At 65.7% G+C, this 14,884-nt stretch carries 23 protein-coding genes and 1 tRNA gene; 20 read left to right on the forward strand and 4 right to left on the reverse strand.

Annotated elements, in window-relative coordinates; all coding sequences use genetic code 11:
- Positions 1-43: 43 nt before the first annotated feature.
- The 10 genes from QQK63_RS02195 (at position 44) to QQK63_RS02240 (ending at position 7,105) form a co-directional block, all read left to right on the forward strand.
- Positions 44-631 (forward strand): riboflavin synthase, encoded by a 588-nt coding sequence (locus QQK63_RS02195; protein WP_277826554.1) that lies wholly within the window; start codon positions 44-46, stop codon positions 629-631.
- A gap of 70 nt (positions 632-701) precedes the next feature.
- Complete coding sequence (locus QQK63_RS02200) at positions 702-1,289, forward strand: hypothetical protein (RefSeq protein ID WP_277826556.1); 588 nt, start codon at positions 702-704, stop codon at positions 1,287-1,289.
- A 111-nt stretch (positions 1,290-1,400) separates the two neighbouring features.
- On the forward strand, positions 1,401-2,531 hold the full coding sequence (gene ribB, locus QQK63_RS02205; RefSeq protein ID WP_277826558.1) for a 3,4-dihydroxy-2-butanone-4-phosphate synthase: 1,131 nt from the start codon (positions 1,401-1,403) through the stop codon (positions 2,529-2,531).
- Positions 2,531-3,079 (forward strand): 6,7-dimethyl-8-ribityllumazine synthase, encoded by a 549-nt coding sequence (locus QQK63_RS02210; RefSeq protein WP_277826560.1) that lies wholly within the window; start codon positions 2,531-2,533, stop codon positions 3,077-3,079. The genes ribB and QQK63_RS02210 overlap by 1 nt, the downstream gene beginning before the upstream one ends.
- The gene (gene nusB / locus QQK63_RS02215) at positions 3,076-3,579 is read left to right on the forward strand and encodes a transcription antitermination factor NusB (RefSeq protein ID WP_277826562.1); all 504 of its coding nucleotides are present in this window, start codon (positions 3,076-3,078) and stop codon (positions 3,577-3,579) included. The genes QQK63_RS02210 and nusB overlap by 4 nt, the downstream gene beginning before the upstream one ends.
- 16 nt (positions 3,580-3,595) lie before the next feature.
- Entirely contained in the window at positions 3,596-4,135 is a 540-nt protein-coding gene (locus tag QQK63_RS02220) for a GNAT family N-acetyltransferase (protein ID WP_277826564.1), read from the forward strand.
- Between the two features lie 95 nt (positions 4,136-4,230).
- Positions 4,231-5,148, forward strand: a complete 918-nt coding sequence (locus QQK63_RS02225) for a calcium/sodium antiporter (RefSeq protein ID WP_277826566.1) — start codon at positions 4,231-4,233, stop codon at positions 5,146-5,148.
- Positions 5,149-5,259: 111 nt separating this feature from the next.
- Entirely contained in the window at positions 5,260-5,568 is a 309-nt protein-coding gene (locus tag QQK63_RS02230) for a hypothetical protein (RefSeq protein WP_277826568.1), read from the forward strand.
- Positions 5,569-6,046: 478 nt separating this feature from the next.
- A complete protein-coding gene (locus QQK63_RS02235) occupies positions 6,047-6,337 on the forward strand; it encodes a hypothetical protein (RefSeq protein WP_277826570.1) in 291 nt (96 codons plus the stop codon).
- 309 nt (positions 6,338-6,646) lie between these two features.
- Positions 6,647-7,105 carry an MmcB family DNA repair protein gene (locus QQK63_RS02240; RefSeq protein WP_277826572.1) on the forward strand — a complete coding sequence of 153 codons (459 nt, stop codon included), beginning with the start codon at positions 6,647-6,649 and terminating at the stop codon, positions 7,103-7,105.
- Positions 7,106-7,108: 3 nt separating this feature from the next.
- Here the strand turns inward: QQK63_RS02240 and QQK63_RS02245 are convergent, their stop codons facing one another.
- Entirely contained in the window at positions 7,109-7,306 is a 198-nt protein-coding gene (locus tag QQK63_RS02245) for a DUF6324 family protein (protein WP_277826574.1), read from the reverse strand.
- A 40-nt stretch (positions 7,307-7,346) separates the two neighbouring features.
- On the opposite strand from QQK63_RS02245, the gene QQK63_RS02250 reads away from it, so the two are divergent.
- Both QQK63_RS02250 and QQK63_RS02255 read left to right on the forward strand, forming a co-directional pair.
- Positions 7,347-7,844: a GNAT family N-acetyltransferase gene (locus QQK63_RS02250; protein WP_277826575.1), complete on the forward strand. Its 498-nt coding sequence runs from the start codon at positions 7,347-7,349 to the stop codon at positions 7,842-7,844.
- Positions 7,845-7,909: 65 nt separating this feature from the next.
- Positions 7,910-7,986, forward strand: a tRNA-His gene (locus QQK63_RS02255).
- A 7-nt stretch (positions 7,987-7,993) separates the two neighbouring features.
- Here the strand turns inward: QQK63_RS02255 and QQK63_RS02260 are convergent.
- Positions 7,994-8,314, reverse strand: coding sequence for a DUF6476 family protein (locus QQK63_RS02260; protein WP_277826577.1), 321 nt, complete (start codon positions 8,312-8,314; stop codon positions 7,994-7,996).
- Here QQK63_RS02260 and QQK63_RS02265 point away from each other — a divergent pair.
- The gene (locus tag QQK63_RS02265) at positions 8,313-9,332 is read left to right on the forward strand and encodes an RluA family pseudouridine synthase (protein ID WP_277826579.1); all 1,020 of its coding nucleotides are present in this window, start codon (positions 8,313-8,315) and stop codon (positions 9,330-9,332) included. The genes QQK63_RS02260 and QQK63_RS02265 overlap by 2 nt on opposite strands.
- Here the strand turns inward: QQK63_RS02265 and QQK63_RS02270 are convergent.
- The gene (locus QQK63_RS02270) at positions 9,329-9,985 is read right to left on the reverse strand and encodes a DUF4386 domain-containing protein (RefSeq protein WP_277826581.1); all 657 of its coding nucleotides are present in this window, start codon (positions 9,983-9,985) and stop codon (positions 9,329-9,331) included. The two genes, QQK63_RS02265 and QQK63_RS02270, sit on opposite strands and share 4 nt — an antisense overlap.
- Before the next feature lie 204 nt (positions 9,986-10,189).
- Between QQK63_RS02270 and rpoH the strand changes: the two genes are divergently transcribed.
- The 7 genes from rpoH (at position 10,190) to bfr (ending at position 13,944) form a co-directional block, all read left to right on the forward strand.
- Positions 10,190-11,086, forward strand: coding sequence for an RNA polymerase sigma factor RpoH (gene rpoH, locus QQK63_RS02275; protein WP_277826582.1), 897 nt, complete (start codon positions 10,190-10,192; stop codon positions 11,084-11,086).
- Between the two features lie 187 nt (positions 11,087-11,273).
- Entirely contained in the window at positions 11,274-12,251 is a 978-nt protein-coding gene (locus QQK63_RS02280; protein ID WP_277826584.1) for a Gfo/Idh/MocA family protein, read from the forward strand.
- Positions 12,251-12,556 (forward strand): DUF4389 domain-containing protein, encoded by a 306-nt coding sequence (locus tag QQK63_RS02285; protein WP_277827784.1) that lies wholly within the window; start codon positions 12,251-12,253, stop codon positions 12,554-12,556. Before QQK63_RS02280 ends, QQK63_RS02285 begins: the two co-directional genes overlap by 1 nt.
- Before the next feature lie 57 nt (positions 12,557-12,613).
- The gene (locus tag QQK63_RS02290; protein WP_277826586.1) at positions 12,614-12,859 is read left to right on the forward strand and encodes a CDGSH iron-sulfur domain-containing protein; all 246 of its coding nucleotides are present in this window, start codon (positions 12,614-12,616) and stop codon (positions 12,857-12,859) included.
- A 93-nt stretch (positions 12,860-12,952) separates the two neighbouring features.
- Positions 12,953-13,126 carry a hypothetical protein gene (locus QQK63_RS02295; RefSeq protein WP_277826588.1) on the forward strand — a complete coding sequence of 58 codons (174 nt, stop codon included), beginning with the start codon at positions 12,953-12,955 and terminating at the stop codon, positions 13,124-13,126.
- Positions 13,123-13,359, forward strand: coding sequence for a (2Fe-2S)-binding protein (locus QQK63_RS02300; protein ID WP_277826590.1), 237 nt, complete (start codon positions 13,123-13,125; stop codon positions 13,357-13,359). The genes QQK63_RS02295 and QQK63_RS02300 overlap by 4 nt, the downstream gene beginning before the upstream one ends.
- 99 nt (positions 13,360-13,458) lie before the next feature.
- Positions 13,459-13,944 (forward strand): bacterioferritin, encoded by a 486-nt coding sequence (gene bfr / locus QQK63_RS02305; RefSeq protein ID WP_277826592.1) that lies wholly within the window; start codon positions 13,459-13,461, stop codon positions 13,942-13,944.
- A gap of 4 nt (positions 13,945-13,948) precedes the next feature.
- Here bfr and QQK63_RS02310 read toward each other — a convergent pair whose 3' ends face one another.
- Complete coding sequence (locus tag QQK63_RS02310) at positions 13,949-14,884, reverse strand: M28 family metallopeptidase (RefSeq protein WP_277826594.1); 936 nt, start codon at positions 14,882-14,884, stop codon at positions 13,949-13,951.

Raw genomic sequence — 14,884 nt, forward strand, 5'->3', positions numbered from 1 at the left:
CGCGTGGTTTTTGTGCCGCGACACGAACAGGGGATAGGCCGCGATGTTCACCGGAATTGTGACCGATCTGGGCGAAATCCGCGCCCTGCACCAGGCGGGCGACCTCAAGGCGCGGATCGCCACGGGCTATGACACGAGCGGCATCGCCATCGGCGCCTCCATCGCCTGCGACGGCGTCTGCCTGACCGCCACCGCGCTGGGCGAGGATTGGTTCGAGGTCGACATCTCGGCCGAAACTGTCTCGAAAACCAACCTCTCGGACTGGGCGCCGGGTCGCCGCATCAACCTCGAACGCTCGCTGCGCGTGGGCGACGAACTGGGCGGCCACATCGTTTCGGGCCATGTCGACGGGCTGGCCGAGGTCATCGCCATGGCCGACGAAGGGGATTCGACCCGCATCACCTTCCGCGCGCCCGAGGCGCTGGCCCGCTACATCGCGCCCAAGGGTTCGGTGGCGCTCAACGGCACATCGCTGACCGTGAACGAGGTCGACGGCACGACATTCGGCGTCAACCTGATCCCGCATACCAAGACGGCCACGACCTGGGGCACGACGCAGGTGGGCGATCGCGTGAACCTCGAGATCGACACGCTGGCCCGCTACGTGGCAAGATTGCAGGACTGGCGCTGATCCCTCGGGCGTCGCGCCCGTGGTGGCGGATGCCTCCGGCGGGAGTATTTTCGAAGCAAAGACGGGCGGTATGCGCATCATGAGCGGGCTGGGGCATAACGGCGGACCGACGATGGAGGCGGGCTTCGGCTTTCGCAAGCTGGCCTGGGGCAAGGCGCGCGCGGCGCTTCTGCCCAGCCTGCCGCTCGAGGTGGTGCGCCTGAGGGTCAAGCGCGCCGAACGTCTGGGCCTGCCCTACAAGACCTATGCCACGATCCGCGCGACATCGGGGCAGGATATCGTGGCCTTCCTGTTTTCGGGCAACGCGCTCGACCTGCGGCGTGGCGAGACGCGGCTGTCCGCACCCGTTGCCGCAAGGCTCGGCGCGCTTGAGGGGGCCGCCACGCGGCTGGCCGCCATCTATGCCCCGACCGCGCCCGAGGCCGTTCTGGCCGCCCAGCCCGAGTTGATCGAGGCCGCCAGCCGCGCCCCCGCGTTCACGGCGCCTTGGCGCGACACGCGCGACAGCCTGCGCGCGCTCATGGCCGCGCGCCGCCTTCCCGCCGATGCCGTGGTGCTGGTCGCCGCGACAGGCATCGAACGCGGCTGGGGCGCGGTCGCGGGCTTTGGCGGCGTTCTGGACCGCGACGTCCTGTTCGGGGCCGAGGGCGCGGCCTAGTCATCATGCAGGCCATGGTCTATGTGCGGCAATGCGGGGGTGGCGCGGATTGCGCCTGTGCCGGGCAAGGGCTATCTGCCGCCACAATCGCCACGCGGCAAGAGGATGACGATGACGCAACCCTACGAAGAGCCCGGCCCGGTCGAGCGTGACTGGTCCGACGCGATTTCCCCCATCGAAGAAATCCTCGAGGAGGCCCGCAACGGCCACATGTTCATCCTCGTCGATCACGAGGACCGCGAAAACGAGGGGGATCTGGTGATCCCCGCGCAATGGGCCACGCCCGATGTGATCAATTTCATGGCCACCCATGGGCGCGGCCTGATCTGCCTGTCGATGACGAGCGCCCGGATCGACGAACTGGGCCTGCCGCTCATGTCGACGAACAATTCTTCGCGCCATGAAACCGCCTTCACCCTCTCCATCGAAGCGCGCGAGGGGGTGACCACCGGCATTTCCGCCGCCGACCGCGCGCGCACCGTGCAGGTGGCCATCGATGCCAGCCGGGGGGCTGCCGATATCGCCACGCCCGGCCATGTCTTTCCGCTGCGCGCCCGCGACGGCGGCGTGCTGGTCCGTGCGGGCCATACCGAGGCCGCCGTCGACATCAGCCGCCTTGCGGGCCTCAACCCCTCGGGCGTGATCTGCGAGATCATGAACGAGGACGGCACCATGGCCCGTCTGCCCGATCTCGTGGCCTTCGCGCAGCGCCACAACCTCAAGATCGGCACGATCAGCGACCTGATCTCCTATCGCCGCCGCCACGACAACCTCGTCAAGCTGCGCGAGGAACGGACCATCACCAGCGAATTCGGCGGCGACTGGACCCTGCGCATCTACACCGACGAGACGCAGGGCGCCGAACATATCGTGCTGGTCAAGGGCGACATTTCCGGCCCCGACCCGGTTCTGGTGCGGATGCATGCGATGGACCCGCTGCTCGATGTGGTGGGCACGGGGCCGCGTGGCCGGGCGGGCGAATTTGGCGATGCGATGCGCCTCATCGCCGAGGAAGGGCGCGGCGTTCTGGTCCTCTTGCGCGACCTGACCATGAAACTTGCCTTGGGCGACGAGGTCAGCCCCCAGATCCTGCGCCAATATGGCTTGGGCGCGCAGATCCTGTCCTCCCTCGGTATCAGCGAGATGATCTTGCTCACCAATTCGCCCAAACCGCGCGTCGTGGGGCTCGAAGCCTATGGCCTCTCGATCACCGGAACCCGCAAGATATCGGAGCTTGGATGATGGCCGGACATTCCGACAACGACATGGGCCTGCCGACCTTCGACAAACCGGTCAAGGTCGCCATCGTCATCGCCCCCTATTACACCGCCATCGCAAAGGCGCAGCTTGATGCCGCGCGTGCCGTGCTGGATCAGGCGGGCGCCACCCATGAAACCATCGAGGTGCCGGGGTCGCTCGAAATCCCGACCGCCATCGGCATCGCGCAGCGCCTGTCGAATTTCGACGGCTTCGTGGCGCTGGGCTGCGTGATCCGGGGCGCGACCAGCCATTACGACGTGGTCGTGAACGAAAGCAGCCGCGCGCTGACGCTTCTGGGGATGCAGGGGGTCTGCATCGGCAATGGCATCATCACCGTCGAAAACCGCGAACAGGCCGAGGAACGCGCCGATGCCGCGCGGCTGAACACCGCTGGCGGGGCAGCGGCGGCCGCCCTTCACCTCATCGCGTTGACGCGCCGGTTCGGCCAGCCTAAAGGCGGCGTCGGTTTCAAGCCCCGCCCCGATGTGATCGAGGTCGCGGGCGACACGAAAGGCCCGACCACGGCATGACCGACGACCCCGATACGACCCCGCGCCAGCCCAAACCGCCCACGCGCGAGGAACGCCGCCAGATGAAATCGGCCGCGCGTCTTTATGCCGTGCAGGCGCTGTTCCAGATGGAGGCGTCGGGCCAGACCCGGCAGGTCGTGCGCCGTGAATTCGAGACGCACCGCTTCGGCGCGATCTACGAGGGCGAGGAGATGGCCGAGGGCGATCCCGATCTCTTCGCCAAGACGCTCGAGGATGCGGTGAACTGGCAGGCGAAGATCGACCAGATGACCGACCGCGCGTTGGTGGCGAAATGGCCGATCAACCGGATCGATCCGACGCTGCGCGCGCTCTTCCGCGCCGCCGGGGCCGAGCTTGTGGCGGGCGACGCGCCCCCCAAGGTCGTGATCAGCGAATATGTCGATGTCGCCCGCGCCTTTTTCCCCGAGGGGAAAGAGCCGAAATTCGTCAATGCCGTGCTCGACCACATGGCGCGCGAAGCCAAGCCCGAGGCGTTCTGAGGTGGAGGCCGCGCCGGTGATCGACACCGCAGGGCTGCGCCTGCGTCCTCACCGCGACAGCGATCTGCCCGCCATGATTGCCATGTGGTCAGACCCCGCCGTGGTCCGCCATATCGGCGGCCGCCTCTTTACAGCCGCGGAAACCGCGGCCCGTCTGGCGCGCTACCGCGCGCTTTGGCCAACCCATGGCCACGGCTATTGGGCCATCGAGGACAGGGCCACCGGGCGTTTCATCGGCGAGGCGGGGTTTGCCCGCTTCGGCCGTGGGCTTGGCCCCGCCTTCGACGACGCGCCCGAGGCGGGGTGGGTTCTGGCCGCCCCGGCGCAGGGCCGGGGGCTGGGCACCGAGGCCGTGGCGGCCCTGCACGACTGGGCCGATACCGCCCTTGCCCTCCCCCGCACGGTCTGCATGATAACACCCGACAACGGGCCGTCGCTGCGGCTTGCGGCCATGTTTGGCTATGCGCGTTTCGACGATGTGATGCGCGACGGGGCGGCGGTGTGGCTGATGGCGCGCCCGCGCGGCGCGGCGCGTTCCGGCCAGCCGCAAATATAAATCGGCGCGGCCATTGCGACCCGCCCGGCTGCGCCCCACCTGCGTTGCGACAGCGCCCGAGCCATCGCCACGCGGCGCGAAACCATGGGGACGTGATGGATATCCTGTTTGTGGCGCTTGGCCTTGCCCTGCTTCTGGGCGGGGGTGAGGGATTGGTGCGCGGCGGCGTGGCGCTGGCCACGCGGATGCGGCTGCCCATGGCGGTCGTTGGTGCGGTCGTTCTGGGCTTCGGCACCTCCATGCCCGAGATGCTGACCTCGCTGTCTGCCGCCCTTGCGGGTGCGCCGGGCATTGCCATCGGCAATGTGCTGGGCTCCAACATCGCCAACATCCTCCTGATCCTCGGGCTGGCCGCCCTGATCGCGCCCGTGACCGCCGAGGCGGCCGGGACGGAAGATCGCCTCTGGCTGATCTTCGCCACCTTGATGGGGATCGGCGTGATCCTTGTCGGCGCCACCGTGGGCCGGATCGAAGGGGCGATCCTGCTCGCCGCCCTCGCGCTCTACATCTGGCGGCAATTGGGGCGCGATGGCAGCGCGGAACCCGTCCCCGAGATCGTGATGGGTGTGGCCCCGATGCTGGTCTACATCCTTGGCGGGCTGGCCACGCTGATCGCGGGCGCATGGCTTCTGGTCGAGGGCGCGACAGGCATCGCACGCGCCATCGGCATCAGCGAGACCGTGATCGGCCTGACCGTGGTGGCCGTCGGCACCTCCCTGCCGGAACTGGCCACCTCCGTCATCGCCGCCCGCCGGGGCGAGGCGGGTCTCGCGCTTGGCAATATCCTTGGCTCGAACGTGTTCAACATCCTCGCCATTCTCGGCCTGACCGCCGTGATCGTGCCGATCCCGGTGCCCGATGCGCTGTCGCTCGTCGATCTGGCGCTTGTCGCAGGATCGGTCGCGCTCCTGCTGCTCTGTCTCGCAACGGGGCGGATCGGGCGCGGCGCGGGCGCAGGCTTCATCGCGGTCTACGCGGGCTACATCGGCTGGTTGGCGCTGGGCGCTGCCTGATTTTCAGGCAATACCGCGCCGGTCGCGGGCGGGCAGGGGGGCCGGATGTCGCGCCCCCTTGCAAGGTTGCGGGCGCGGCATACACTCAATGGTAACCAACAGGAGTCGTCCATGCCCGACCATATCCGTTTCATCCTGCGTCACGCCGCCTTTGGCTTCGTCATCGCGCTCACCTTCGTGGGGATGCTTCTGGCCTTCGACGTGGGCGGGCTCTGGCATCTCGTGACCCACACCGTCGAGGGTCCGATCGCTCTCCTGATCCTTGTGGTCTTGTGCACCATCACCTTCGGCTCGGCCCAGATCGGTTACAAGATCATGACCATGGGCGAGGATGACGATGATCGCGGCGGCAAGCGTGACATGGCCCGCACCCGCGACGCGATCCCGATCCCGGTGCGCATCGACGACCGCCGCCGCTGAACCACCCCGCAATGACGAAAAACGCCGCCCCTCTCAGGGCGGCGTTTTCATGTGACGGGGACCGCAGCATCCGTGGAGGCGTTAATTCCCGAGGACCTGTTTATACAGGTGGGCGCCAGGTAATCGAACCAGGATCCGATCAGAGCCAGCTCCCTCGGAAATGCTTAAGGCCACCGGAATTTTGCCACAGGCACGGGACGAGCAGATCCGTCACCACCGCAGATAGGGTCGGTCGGGGATTCTGGCAAGACCAAGGCCTCGCCTTGCCTTTGTTCCGCAAATGTTCCATGCTTGCGAGCAAGATTGACAACAGCCTTGAATGAATTTGCGCCTTTTACATCGCGGGAACTGTGGCGGCTCGTGCGCTACAGGCTCCAAGAGCCAAATCGTCAGCGCCTGCTCGCCCTGCACAAGCTGGCGGCTGTCCACGGCAATGGCTAGGGTTGCAATATCGAGCATGCTCAACCTCGGAGGATCGATGCGATTTGTGATCTTGGCCGCGATCTTGGCGGCTTCACCGGCGGCGGCTCAGAACGAGCCGTGCGAAGCGGTGCGCGACTTGGCTATGCTGCTTGCCACAAGTGGCACGACAGTCCTTGAAGCTGCCCGTGAGGCCGGAAACGCTGCCAGTGTCGACCGCTTACTTGATGGCGAGACCGAACGGATGGCCGTTGTTGTTGAAAGGGCGACAACGGTAGCCACCACCATGGCAGACGCCATGGAACAGGCTATGGCCATCGTCCAGCGTTCCGGCTGCGTCAGGAACTGACCACATCCCACGGCGCGATCCCCAAAACGTCCCGGCCAATCCGAAGCCCCGTCAGATACGCTTCCGACATGTCTCGAACCAACCGGCGCTCTGCCTCTGTCGTCCATGGACAGCCCGCCCCGATCTCCGCAAACCGCAATGGGCCAATGCCCAAGCCAGGAATGATCTCTATCCGCCCCAGATCGGTCCAGCCGTCACGAGGTAGAAACCGGCATCCACAGGCGCCAGAGGTGGCTCCTGCCCCATGCTCCGCTTGTGTTGCTCCCATCTGCTCCTCGGCCCGTTCTCGGGCCACTCGTAAGGTGCCCTATGTTCGACCCGCCCCCCCATGCCCCCGACGCGCTCGCCCCCGGCCAGCTTTTGGCGCGGGGCGTCTGCCGTCACTTGCGCGGTCATGATTTCGTGACACTCCCCGAATTCACCCCCGAACGCGGCAAGCGGCTCGACGTGATGGCGCTCGGCCCCAAGGGGGAGCTTTGGGTGATCGAATGCAAATCCTCCCGCGCCGATTTCACCTCGGACGCCAAGTGGGAAGGGTATCTGGAATGGGGCGACCGGTATTTCTGGGCGGTGGACGAGGGCTTTCCGACCGATCTATTGCCCGAGGGCACGGGGCTCATCATCGCCGATGCCTATGACGCGGAAATCCTGCGCATGGGCCCCGAGGTGAAGCTGCCGCCCGCCCGGCGCAAGGCCGTGACCCAGCGCTTCGCCCGCCACGCGGCGCTACGCCTGCAATCCCTGCGCGATCCGGGTCTGGTGCTGTAACGATCAGCGCGACTTCTTGCCCATCGCGCGGGCCGCCGCCGCCGCCGCGCGCAATTCCTCGGCGATCTCCTCGGCCTCTTCCGGGTCGAAATCGAGCGGCAGGTCGATCCCGTCCCCCTCGACATAGATCCTGACCATGCCAAGCGTCGTCGGCCCGATCTGCAAATTCGCCGCCATATCGCTTTCGCTGTTGATGCCCATCGGTCCCATCTCCAAGACTGAGGACCGGAGGTAGCGGCAGATGGCGCTTTCTGCAAGCGAGGTGGTGCTCGACACCCTGCGCATCGGCGATGCGGGCTGGCTGATCCAGCGCCACGCCGAACTTTACGCCACCGAGGCGGGCTTTGACGCCAGCTTCGAACCGCTCGTCGCCCGCATCCTGGCCGATTTCCTCGATCATCACGACCCGCCCCGCGAACGCGGCTGGATCGCGCGGATTGGTGCCCGCCGCCTCGGCTCCATTTTCTGCGTGCAGGGGCCCGCGCCCGATACCGCCAAACTGCGCCTCTTCCTGCTGGAACCCGAGGTGCGGGGGATCTGCCTTGGCCAACGCCTGCTCGACACCTGCATGGAATTCGCGCGTGGGGCGGGCTATGGCCAGATGACGCTCTGGACCCATGAAAGCCACCGTGCCGCTTGCGCGCTTTATGCCCGCAACGGCTTTGCCTGCATCGCCTCGAAACCCGTTCACAGCTTCGGGCAGGACCTCGTGGAACAGGAATGGACCCGCCCGCTTTGAGGGCGCGCCTGACCCCTTGCAATCCTCGGCCCCCGGCGCTATCCCCCGCGCCAGACGCAAGTTGTGCCGGCGTAGCTCAGTTGGTTAGAGCGCCTGATTGTGGATCAGGAGGTCCCCCGTTCGAGCCGGGGCGCTGGTACCATCCCCCCTCACTCGACAGGTATCTCGCGCAACAGCGCCCGGCTTTCGCCGTCGAAAACCCGGATCACCGCATCATCCCCCACGACGACGACGCGTCCGTCGATCACGCTGATCCCGACCAATCCGACCCCCTCGGGCAGCACGAAATCGCCCGGCGCGATCACCACGGGTGCGCTTTCCGCGTTCAACCGGATGACAAGCACCGCGCTGATCGCTAGAACCCCGCCGATCATCGTCACGGTCAGAACCGTCACAAGCCGCTTCAGCCAGCGCAGCTGAGGGGGCAGATCGCCCCCGGCGCCCGAGGTTTCAGGAGGCTCCACGCCCATGCCCACCCATATCGTGACGGTCGAAATCGGGCCGGACCCGGCCCCGCGCCTTGATAAGGCACTGGCCCGCGATGTGCCAGAGGAGGCGCATCTGAGCCGCTCGCGCCTCATGCGCCTGATCGCGGACGGGGCCGTGCGCCTGAACGGCACCCCCGTCACCGACCCCCGCGCCAAGGTGGCCGAGGGCGATGTGATCGCCATCACGGTCGAGGAATCCGTCGATGTCGAAACCGCGCCCGAAAACATCGCGCTCGACATCCGCCACGAAGACGCCGACCTGATCGTCATCAACAAGCCCGCGGGCATGGTCGTCCATCCCGCCCCCGGCTCGCCCGGCGGCACGCTCGTGAACGCGCTCCTCCATCATTTCGGCGGCAACCTCTCGGGCGTCGGCGGTGAAAAACGCCCCGGCATCGTCCATCGCATCGACAAGGATACATCGGGTCTGCTCGTCGTGGCGAAATCGGATGCCGCCCACCACGGGCTTGCCGATCAATTCGCCGCCCATACCGTCGACCGCGAATATACCGCGCTCTGCCACGGTCTGCCCGATGCCGCCGATCCGCGCCTGAACGGGGTCAAGGGCGTGAATTTCGAACCCGGCGCCATCCTCAAGATCACGACACAACTCGCCCGCCACAAGACCGACCGCCAGCGTCAGGCGGTTCTGTTCCAAGGCGGCCGCCACGCCGTCACCCGCGTCCGGGTCGAAGAACCGCTCGGCCCCGTCACCCGCGTGACCTGTCGGCTGGAAACCGGGCGCACCCACCAGATCCGCGTCCACATGGCCCATGTCGGCCATGCCCTCGTCGGCGATCCGGTCTACGGCGGGCGGCGCAAGGTGTCGGACAAGACGCTGGGGACGGATCTGGCCGAGCGCATCAACAGCTTTCCCCGGCAGGCGCTCCATGCCGCACGTCTGGGATTCGTCCATCCCGTGACGGGCGATGAGATGTCGTTCGAGGCCGATCTGCCCACCGACATGGCCGAGCTGATCGAGGCGCTGCGCGCGCTCTAATCCCGCGCGATGCGCGCCCCGAACAGCAGCACCAGCGCGAACCAGCTTTCCGCGATCAGCGCCACGCCATAGGCGGGCTGCACCATCGCGTTCCACTCAGGTGCCGCGATGCGCGTGACGCTGCCTGCGACATAGACCAGCGCCGCCGCCGCCAGCAAATAGGGCAGGGCGCGTGGCACCCATCCCGATCGCGCCAAAAGCCACGCGGTCAGCCCGGTGTTCACCGCGAACAGGATCAGCCCAAGGTCATAGCCGATGCCATGCACCTCCATCAGGGCCCGGATCAACCCGGCCTCCACCATACCGCCGCGCAGGGCCAGCGCATCGACCGCCACCAGCGCCAGCAGGCTTGCCGCGATCACCGCCGCCTGCATCAGCCGGAACACCATCGCCCCCAGCGCCACGGGCTCCGAAACAAAACGCAACAGCCGGTACAGCAAGATCGCCAGCGCCACATCGGCCACGATCATCCCGACATCGAGCAAGATCGCCCCCCGCAACAGCCCCGGCGCAGCAAGGATCGCGTCCAACACACCCTCCGCCGTGCCGGGCGCAAGCAGAGGACCACGAAACACCAGTTCCGCGCTCATCCCGCACAAGATGATGACGACATAGAGGCATCCGGCGATGCGCGCTTGGGTTTTGGCAGGCATCCTGCCTCCTTTCCCATTCGGGCCGCGCCGTTCGCATCGGCCTTGAAACATGTGCACACATGCACGTGAAATCACGGTAACGCGACTTGCTGTTCGCAGCCGCAAGATGCACATTCTGAACCGAAACGTTCACTTCGGCTCTTGACGAAAAGTTAATGCGGTTTACATAATCCGCAAGAGGAGCCTAACAGGGGGTCCATGCCCATGTCGACCTATGCAAATCTCCCGGCCCCGTCGCCGGAACAGGGACTGAACCGCTATCTTCAGGAGATCCGCAAGTTCCCGATGCTGGAACCCGAGCAGGAATACATGCTCGCCAAGCGTTGGGTCGAGGATCAAGACACCGCTGCCGCCCACCAGCTCGTCACGAGCCACCTGCGCTTGGCCGCCAAGCTTGCCATGGGCTACCGCGGCTACGGCCTACCGCAGGCCGAGGTGATTTCCGAGGCGAACGTGGGCCTGATGCAGGCCGTCAAGCGTTTCGATCCCGAAAAGGGCTTTCGCCTTGCGACCTACGCCATGTGGTGGATCCGCGCCTCGATCCAGGAATACATCCTGCGGTCCTGGTCCTTGGTGAAACTCGGCACGACCTCCGCGCAGAAAAAACTCTTCTTCAACCTGCGCAAGGCCAAGGCCCGCATCGGCGCGCTGGAAGAGGGCGATCTGCGCCCCGAAAACGTCGCGCGCATCGCCCATGATCTCGGCGTGACCGAGGACGAGGTGATCTCGATGAACCGGCGTCTGTCGGGCGGCGACGCCTCGCTCAACGCCACCATCGGGTCGGATGACGACGGGTCGGCCCAATGGCAGGACTGGCTCGAGGACGAAGGCGCCAATCAGGCGTCCGATTACGCCGAACGCGACGAATACGACCAGCGCATGGCGCTCATGTCCAAGGCGCTCGATGTGTTGAACGAACGCGAGCGCGATATCCTGACCCAGCGCCGCTTGCAGGATGAACCCGTCACGCTTGAGGATCTGTCCACGGTCTACAACGTCAGCCGCGAACGCATCCGCCAGATCGAAGTGCGCGCCTTCGAAAAGCTGCAAAAGCGGATGCGCGACCTCGCCCGCGAACAGGGCATGTTGGCCACCGCCTGACGGTCGCCTTCTGCCCGACATGCCGCCGCCCCGGGTCCTCCCCCCGCGGGCGGCGGTTTTGTTTCCAAGACGTGAACGATTAACCAGCGTCTTGAGGGACTGTTCATGTTTGCCCGGAAAATTTAACCTTTCGGCAAGACATTCGGGGCCTTTTCAACACCTGCCGCCCCGCGCTAGCCCTGTTGCCATGACACGCGATCACATCCGATGGGGCATCCTTGGCGCCTCGGGCTTTGCCCGCAAGACCATGGCCCCCGCGATCAACGAGGCGCGCCGGTCGCGCCTTGCCGCCATCGCCACCCGCGACCCGGCCCGCGCCGCGCCCTTTGCCGCCATCGCGCCCGGTCTCAAAATTCATCAATCTTATGAGGCCCTTCTGGCCGATCCTGAGATTGACGCCGTCTATATCCCGCTGCCCAACGCGCTCCATGTGGACTGGTCGATCCGCGCCGCCGAGGCGGGAAAAGCCGTGCTCTGCGAAAAGCCCATCGCACTGAAATCAAGCGATTTCAAAGACTTGATCGCTGCCCGCGACAAAAGCGGCCAGATCATCGCCGAAGCCTGGATGCCCGCCCATCACCCCCAATGGCACAAGGCGCGCGACCTGATCGCAAATGGCGCGCTGGGACGGCTCCATACTGTCACGGGCGCTTTCACCTATGGGCTTGAAGATCCTGCAAATATTCGCCTCTCCCCGGATCTTGCGGGCGGCGCGCTGCGCGATGTGGGCGTCTATCCGATCGGCGCCTTCCGCTTCGCCACCGGGCAGGAGCCTACGATTCTCTGGGCCGATGCGACCGTCGAAAACGGCGTCGACACCTCAACTTGGGTGCAGGCGCGCGCAGGCGACATCCGCTTTTCCTTCCACGTCTCGATGCGCGCAACCCGTTATCAATCAATGGTTTTTCAGGGCAGCGCGGGCCGCATGACCCTCACCGCCCCGTTCAACGCGGGCCAATATGCGCAGGCCGATCTGATCCTCGCCCGCGATGGCCAGCCGGTTGAGATCCATTCCTTCCCCGAGACGCGCCAATACGCGCTTCAGGTCGAGGCGATGGCCGCAACCCTTCTCGACGGCGCGGATTTCCCCTATCCTCTGGAAACCGCGCGCGGCACCCAGATCGCCATCGACGCGGTGTTCGACAAATTGGGGATGTCACGATGATGGATCGCAACGACGACGAAAGAATCGCTGGCCGCCTGAACGGTGACCAACCGGAATCTCCCCGTGAAAGCATGGCCTTGCGCCTTGTTCACATGGTGATCATCGCCGTCATGCTCAGCCTCGGTCAGACGGTTCTGACGCTTTTGACCGTGGTGCAATTCGTGGTGATGCTGATCAATACCGGCGAACGAAATCAAAGACTTGCCGATTTTGGTACCGATCTGGGCATCTGGATGGCCAAGGCCGCGCGCTATCAATCGGCGGCCTCTGACGTGAAACCCTGGCCCTGGACCGATCTGGATTGACGCAGGCCATAACAGCGCCACGTTGGGGTCAAACATCCAGCCAAGGAACCCCGCCAGATGTCCGACAACGCCCCCATCATCGCACAAAAAGGCCCGTTCCCCGTCGAGGTGACGGAAGGAAAAACCTATTTCTGGTGCGCCTGCGGCAGATCGCAGAAGCAGCCGTTTTGCGACGGATCCCATAAGGATACGGGCTTTCAGCCGCAGAAATGGACCGCCGAAAAGGACGGAAAGGTCTTCTTTTGCGGCTGCAAGGCCAGCCAGCGCCAGCCGCTCTGCGACGGTTCGCATAACAGGCTGTAGGGACAGGCGCAATAATTAGCCGATCTTTTTAGTAAGGATTGACGCGTCCGACTGAATTTGTCAGATTTGGGCCATCCCGTTGCGAGGTGGCCCATGACCCGTCCCACGATCTCAGCGCCGCGACCTGCCACTGGTTCCGCCCCGGTTGCGCTTGCGGCAGACCTCATGTCCGAATTCGGCGCGGCCTGTTGTCCCTCCATTGCGGCCATGCTGGAGCGGCTGATCGACCGGCAGGCGCATCCCGCAAGCCGGGGACAGCGCCGATGATCGTTTGTTCCTGCACCGGCATCAGCGACGCCGACATCCATAGCGCCATCGACTGGATGCGCGCCGCCGATCCCGACACGATCATCACCCCCGGCAAGGTCTACCGCGCGCTTGGACACAAGGCCGATTGCGGCACGTGCCTGCCGCTTTTTCTCTCCACGATGCAGGCCTCTCCCGCGTTGGGCGTGCCCGCGGAATTGCGCGGTCTGCGCCGCCGAAAAGCGCGTTTCTGACCCGGAAACCGTGCAATTTCGGGCATGAACACATAGGTTTGCACCGTCACCAGCCGTATGGGGCCAACGCCCCCGGCCAGAAAGAAGGAGGCTCCAGCCATGAAAGGCGACGCCAAGGTCATCGAATATCTCAACGCGGCGCTGCGCAGCGAATTGACGGCGGTCAGCCAGTATTGGCTCCACTACCGGCTTCAGGAAGACTGGGGTTATGGCCGCATCGCCGCCAAGTCGCGCGAGGAAAGCGTGGAGGAAATGCACCACGCTGACCGCCTGATCGAGCGCATCATCTTTCTGGGCGGCCACCCGAACCTGCAAAAGCTCGATCCGTTGCGGATCGGTCAGACTTTGCGCGAAACGCTCGACGCCGATCTTGCCGCCGAACACGATGCCCGCACCCTCTACATCGAGGCGCGCGATCATTGCGAAAGCGTCAAGGATTACGTCTCCAAGGCGCTCTTCGAAGAGCTGATCGCCGACGAGGAAGGGCATATCGACTTTCTCGAAACCCAGATCGACCTCTTCGACCGTCTGGGTGAGGCCAATTACGGCCTGTTGCAGGCCAAGCCCGCGAACGAGGCCGAGTGATCCGTCACCTCGCCTGACGCGCGACCGTCGCCACCGTGGCGACGGTCAGCCGCGTCGCCTCGGTCAACCGCGCGAAATCGATCCGGTCGACCGTGTCGCTGGTCGAATGATAGCCCGGCGCGCCCTCGACCGCCGCACCGTCGTAGAACCCGATCGCCGGAAAACCTTCGGCCTCGAAGGGCATGTAATCGCTGCCCCAGATGTCGGATCGCGCGATGGAAAGCCCCGTGTGCGCCGCCGCCATCCGCGCGGCGATGTCGCCCGCAGCCTGCGCCGCCGCGTCGTTCTCGGGCCGCGTATTCCCCGCGTCCGCCTCGATCCAGAAGGGCGCGCCGGGCCCCGGATGGCTACGGCCCAGCATGTCGAGATTCACCATCAGCCGCACCCGCCACCCCTTGGTCCGCGCCAGCGCGGCCAGCGCGGTGGACCCGCGAAGGCCCTGTTCCTCGCCTGCAAAGCCCGCCGAGACAATTCCGCAGGGCAGGCCGGCCCCGGCCAGGATGCGATGCGCCTCGATCATCGCGGCAACACCCGTCGCATTGTCATTGGCGCCGGGTGCCAGTCGCATCGGTGTTTCTGAAAGGCTGTCCATATGCGCGCCCATCACAATCACCCCGCGCGGATCGGCAGGCGATCCCGCGACCACGTTGTGCCGGATCAATCCCCCCGGCATCGTGAACGGCAAAAGCGCCAGCCCGCCGGGGGTGACCCCGATGTCGCGAAAAGCTTGGGCCACGCGCGCCTCGACCTGCGGGAAATCGGGATGGAGCGTGTAGCGCGTCGGAAACCCGGCCAGCGCCACGACCATGGCGCGCAGTCGCTCTTGCGACACCTGCGCCACAAGCTCTGCCACGCCGTCGCCCTCGGCCCTGCCCAGCCGCGGCGCAAGACAGGCCAGCGCCCCCGCGATGGTATCCCGCCGCGTCAGGCGCAAAGGCAC

The sequence above is a fragment of the Roseicyclus marinus genome, from assembly GCF_030163795.1.
GTDB lineage: Bacteria > Pseudomonadota > Alphaproteobacteria > Rhodobacterales > Rhodobacteraceae > Roseicyclus > Roseicyclus marinus.

Bases quoted from the DNA above. Each gene is read 5' to 3' on its own strand.
- QQK63_RS02195 (WP_277826554.1), top strand. From the start codon at position 44: ATGTTCACCGGAATTGTGACCGATCTGGGCGAAATCCGCGCCCTGCAC.
- QQK63_RS02200 (WP_277826556.1), top strand. From the start codon at position 702: ATGCGCATCATGAGCGGGCTGGGGCATAACGGCGGACCGACGATGGAG.
- ribB (WP_277826558.1), top strand. From the start codon at position 1,401: ATGACGCAACCCTACGAAGAGCCCGGCCCGGTCGAGCGTGACTGGTCC.
- QQK63_RS02210 (WP_277826560.1), top strand. From the start codon at position 2,531: ATGGCCGGACATTCCGACAACGACATGGGCCTGCCGACCTTCGACAAA.
- nusB (WP_277826562.1), top strand. From the start codon at position 3,076: ATGACCGACGACCCCGATACGACCCCGCGCCAGCCCAAACCGCCCACG.
- QQK63_RS02225 (WP_277826566.1), top strand. From the start codon at position 4,231: ATGGATATCCTGTTTGTGGCGCTTGGCCTTGCCCTGCTTCTGGGCGGG.
- QQK63_RS02230 (WP_277826568.1), top strand. From the start codon at position 5,260: ATGCCCGACCATATCCGTTTCATCCTGCGTCACGCCGCCTTTGGCTTC.
- QQK63_RS02235 (WP_277826570.1), top strand. From the start codon at position 6,047: ATGCGATTTGTGATCTTGGCCGCGATCTTGGCGGCTTCACCGGCGGCG.
- QQK63_RS02240 (WP_277826572.1), top strand. From the start codon at position 6,647: ATGTTCGACCCGCCCCCCCATGCCCCCGACGCGCTCGCCCCCGGCCAG.
- QQK63_RS02245 (WP_277826574.1), bottom strand. From the start codon at position 7,306: ATGGGCATCAACAGCGAAAGCGATATGGCGGCGAATTTGCAGATCGGG.
- QQK63_RS02250 (WP_277826575.1), top strand. From the start codon at position 7,347: ATGGCGCTTTCTGCAAGCGAGGTGGTGCTCGACACCCTGCGCATCGGC.
- QQK63_RS02265 (WP_277826579.1), top strand. From the start codon at position 8,313: ATGCCCACCCATATCGTGACGGTCGAAATCGGGCCGGACCCGGCCCCG.
- QQK63_RS02260 (WP_277826577.1), bottom strand. From the start codon at position 8,314: ATGGGCGTGGAGCCTCCTGAAACCTCGGGCGCCGGGGGCGATCTGCCC.
- QQK63_RS02270 (WP_277826581.1), bottom strand. From the start codon at position 9,985: ATGCCTGCCAAAACCCAAGCGCGCATCGCCGGATGCCTCTATGTCGTC.
- rpoH (WP_277826582.1), top strand. From the start codon at position 10,190: ATGTCGACCTATGCAAATCTCCCGGCCCCGTCGCCGGAACAGGGACTG.
- QQK63_RS02280 (WP_277826584.1), top strand. From the start codon at position 11,274: ATGACACGCGATCACATCCGATGGGGCATCCTTGGCGCCTCGGGCTTT.
- QQK63_RS02285 (WP_277827784.1), top strand. From the start codon at position 12,251: ATGGATCGCAACGACGACGAAAGAATCGCTGGCCGCCTGAACGGTGAC.
- QQK63_RS02290 (WP_277826586.1), top strand. From the start codon at position 12,614: ATGTCCGACAACGCCCCCATCATCGCACAAAAAGGCCCGTTCCCCGTC.
- QQK63_RS02295 (WP_277826588.1), top strand. From the start codon at position 12,953: ATGACCCGTCCCACGATCTCAGCGCCGCGACCTGCCACTGGTTCCGCC.
- QQK63_RS02300 (WP_277826590.1), top strand. From the start codon at position 13,123: ATGATCGTTTGTTCCTGCACCGGCATCAGCGACGCCGACATCCATAGC.
- bfr (WP_277826592.1), top strand. From the start codon at position 13,459: ATGAAAGGCGACGCCAAGGTCATCGAATATCTCAACGCGGCGCTGCGC.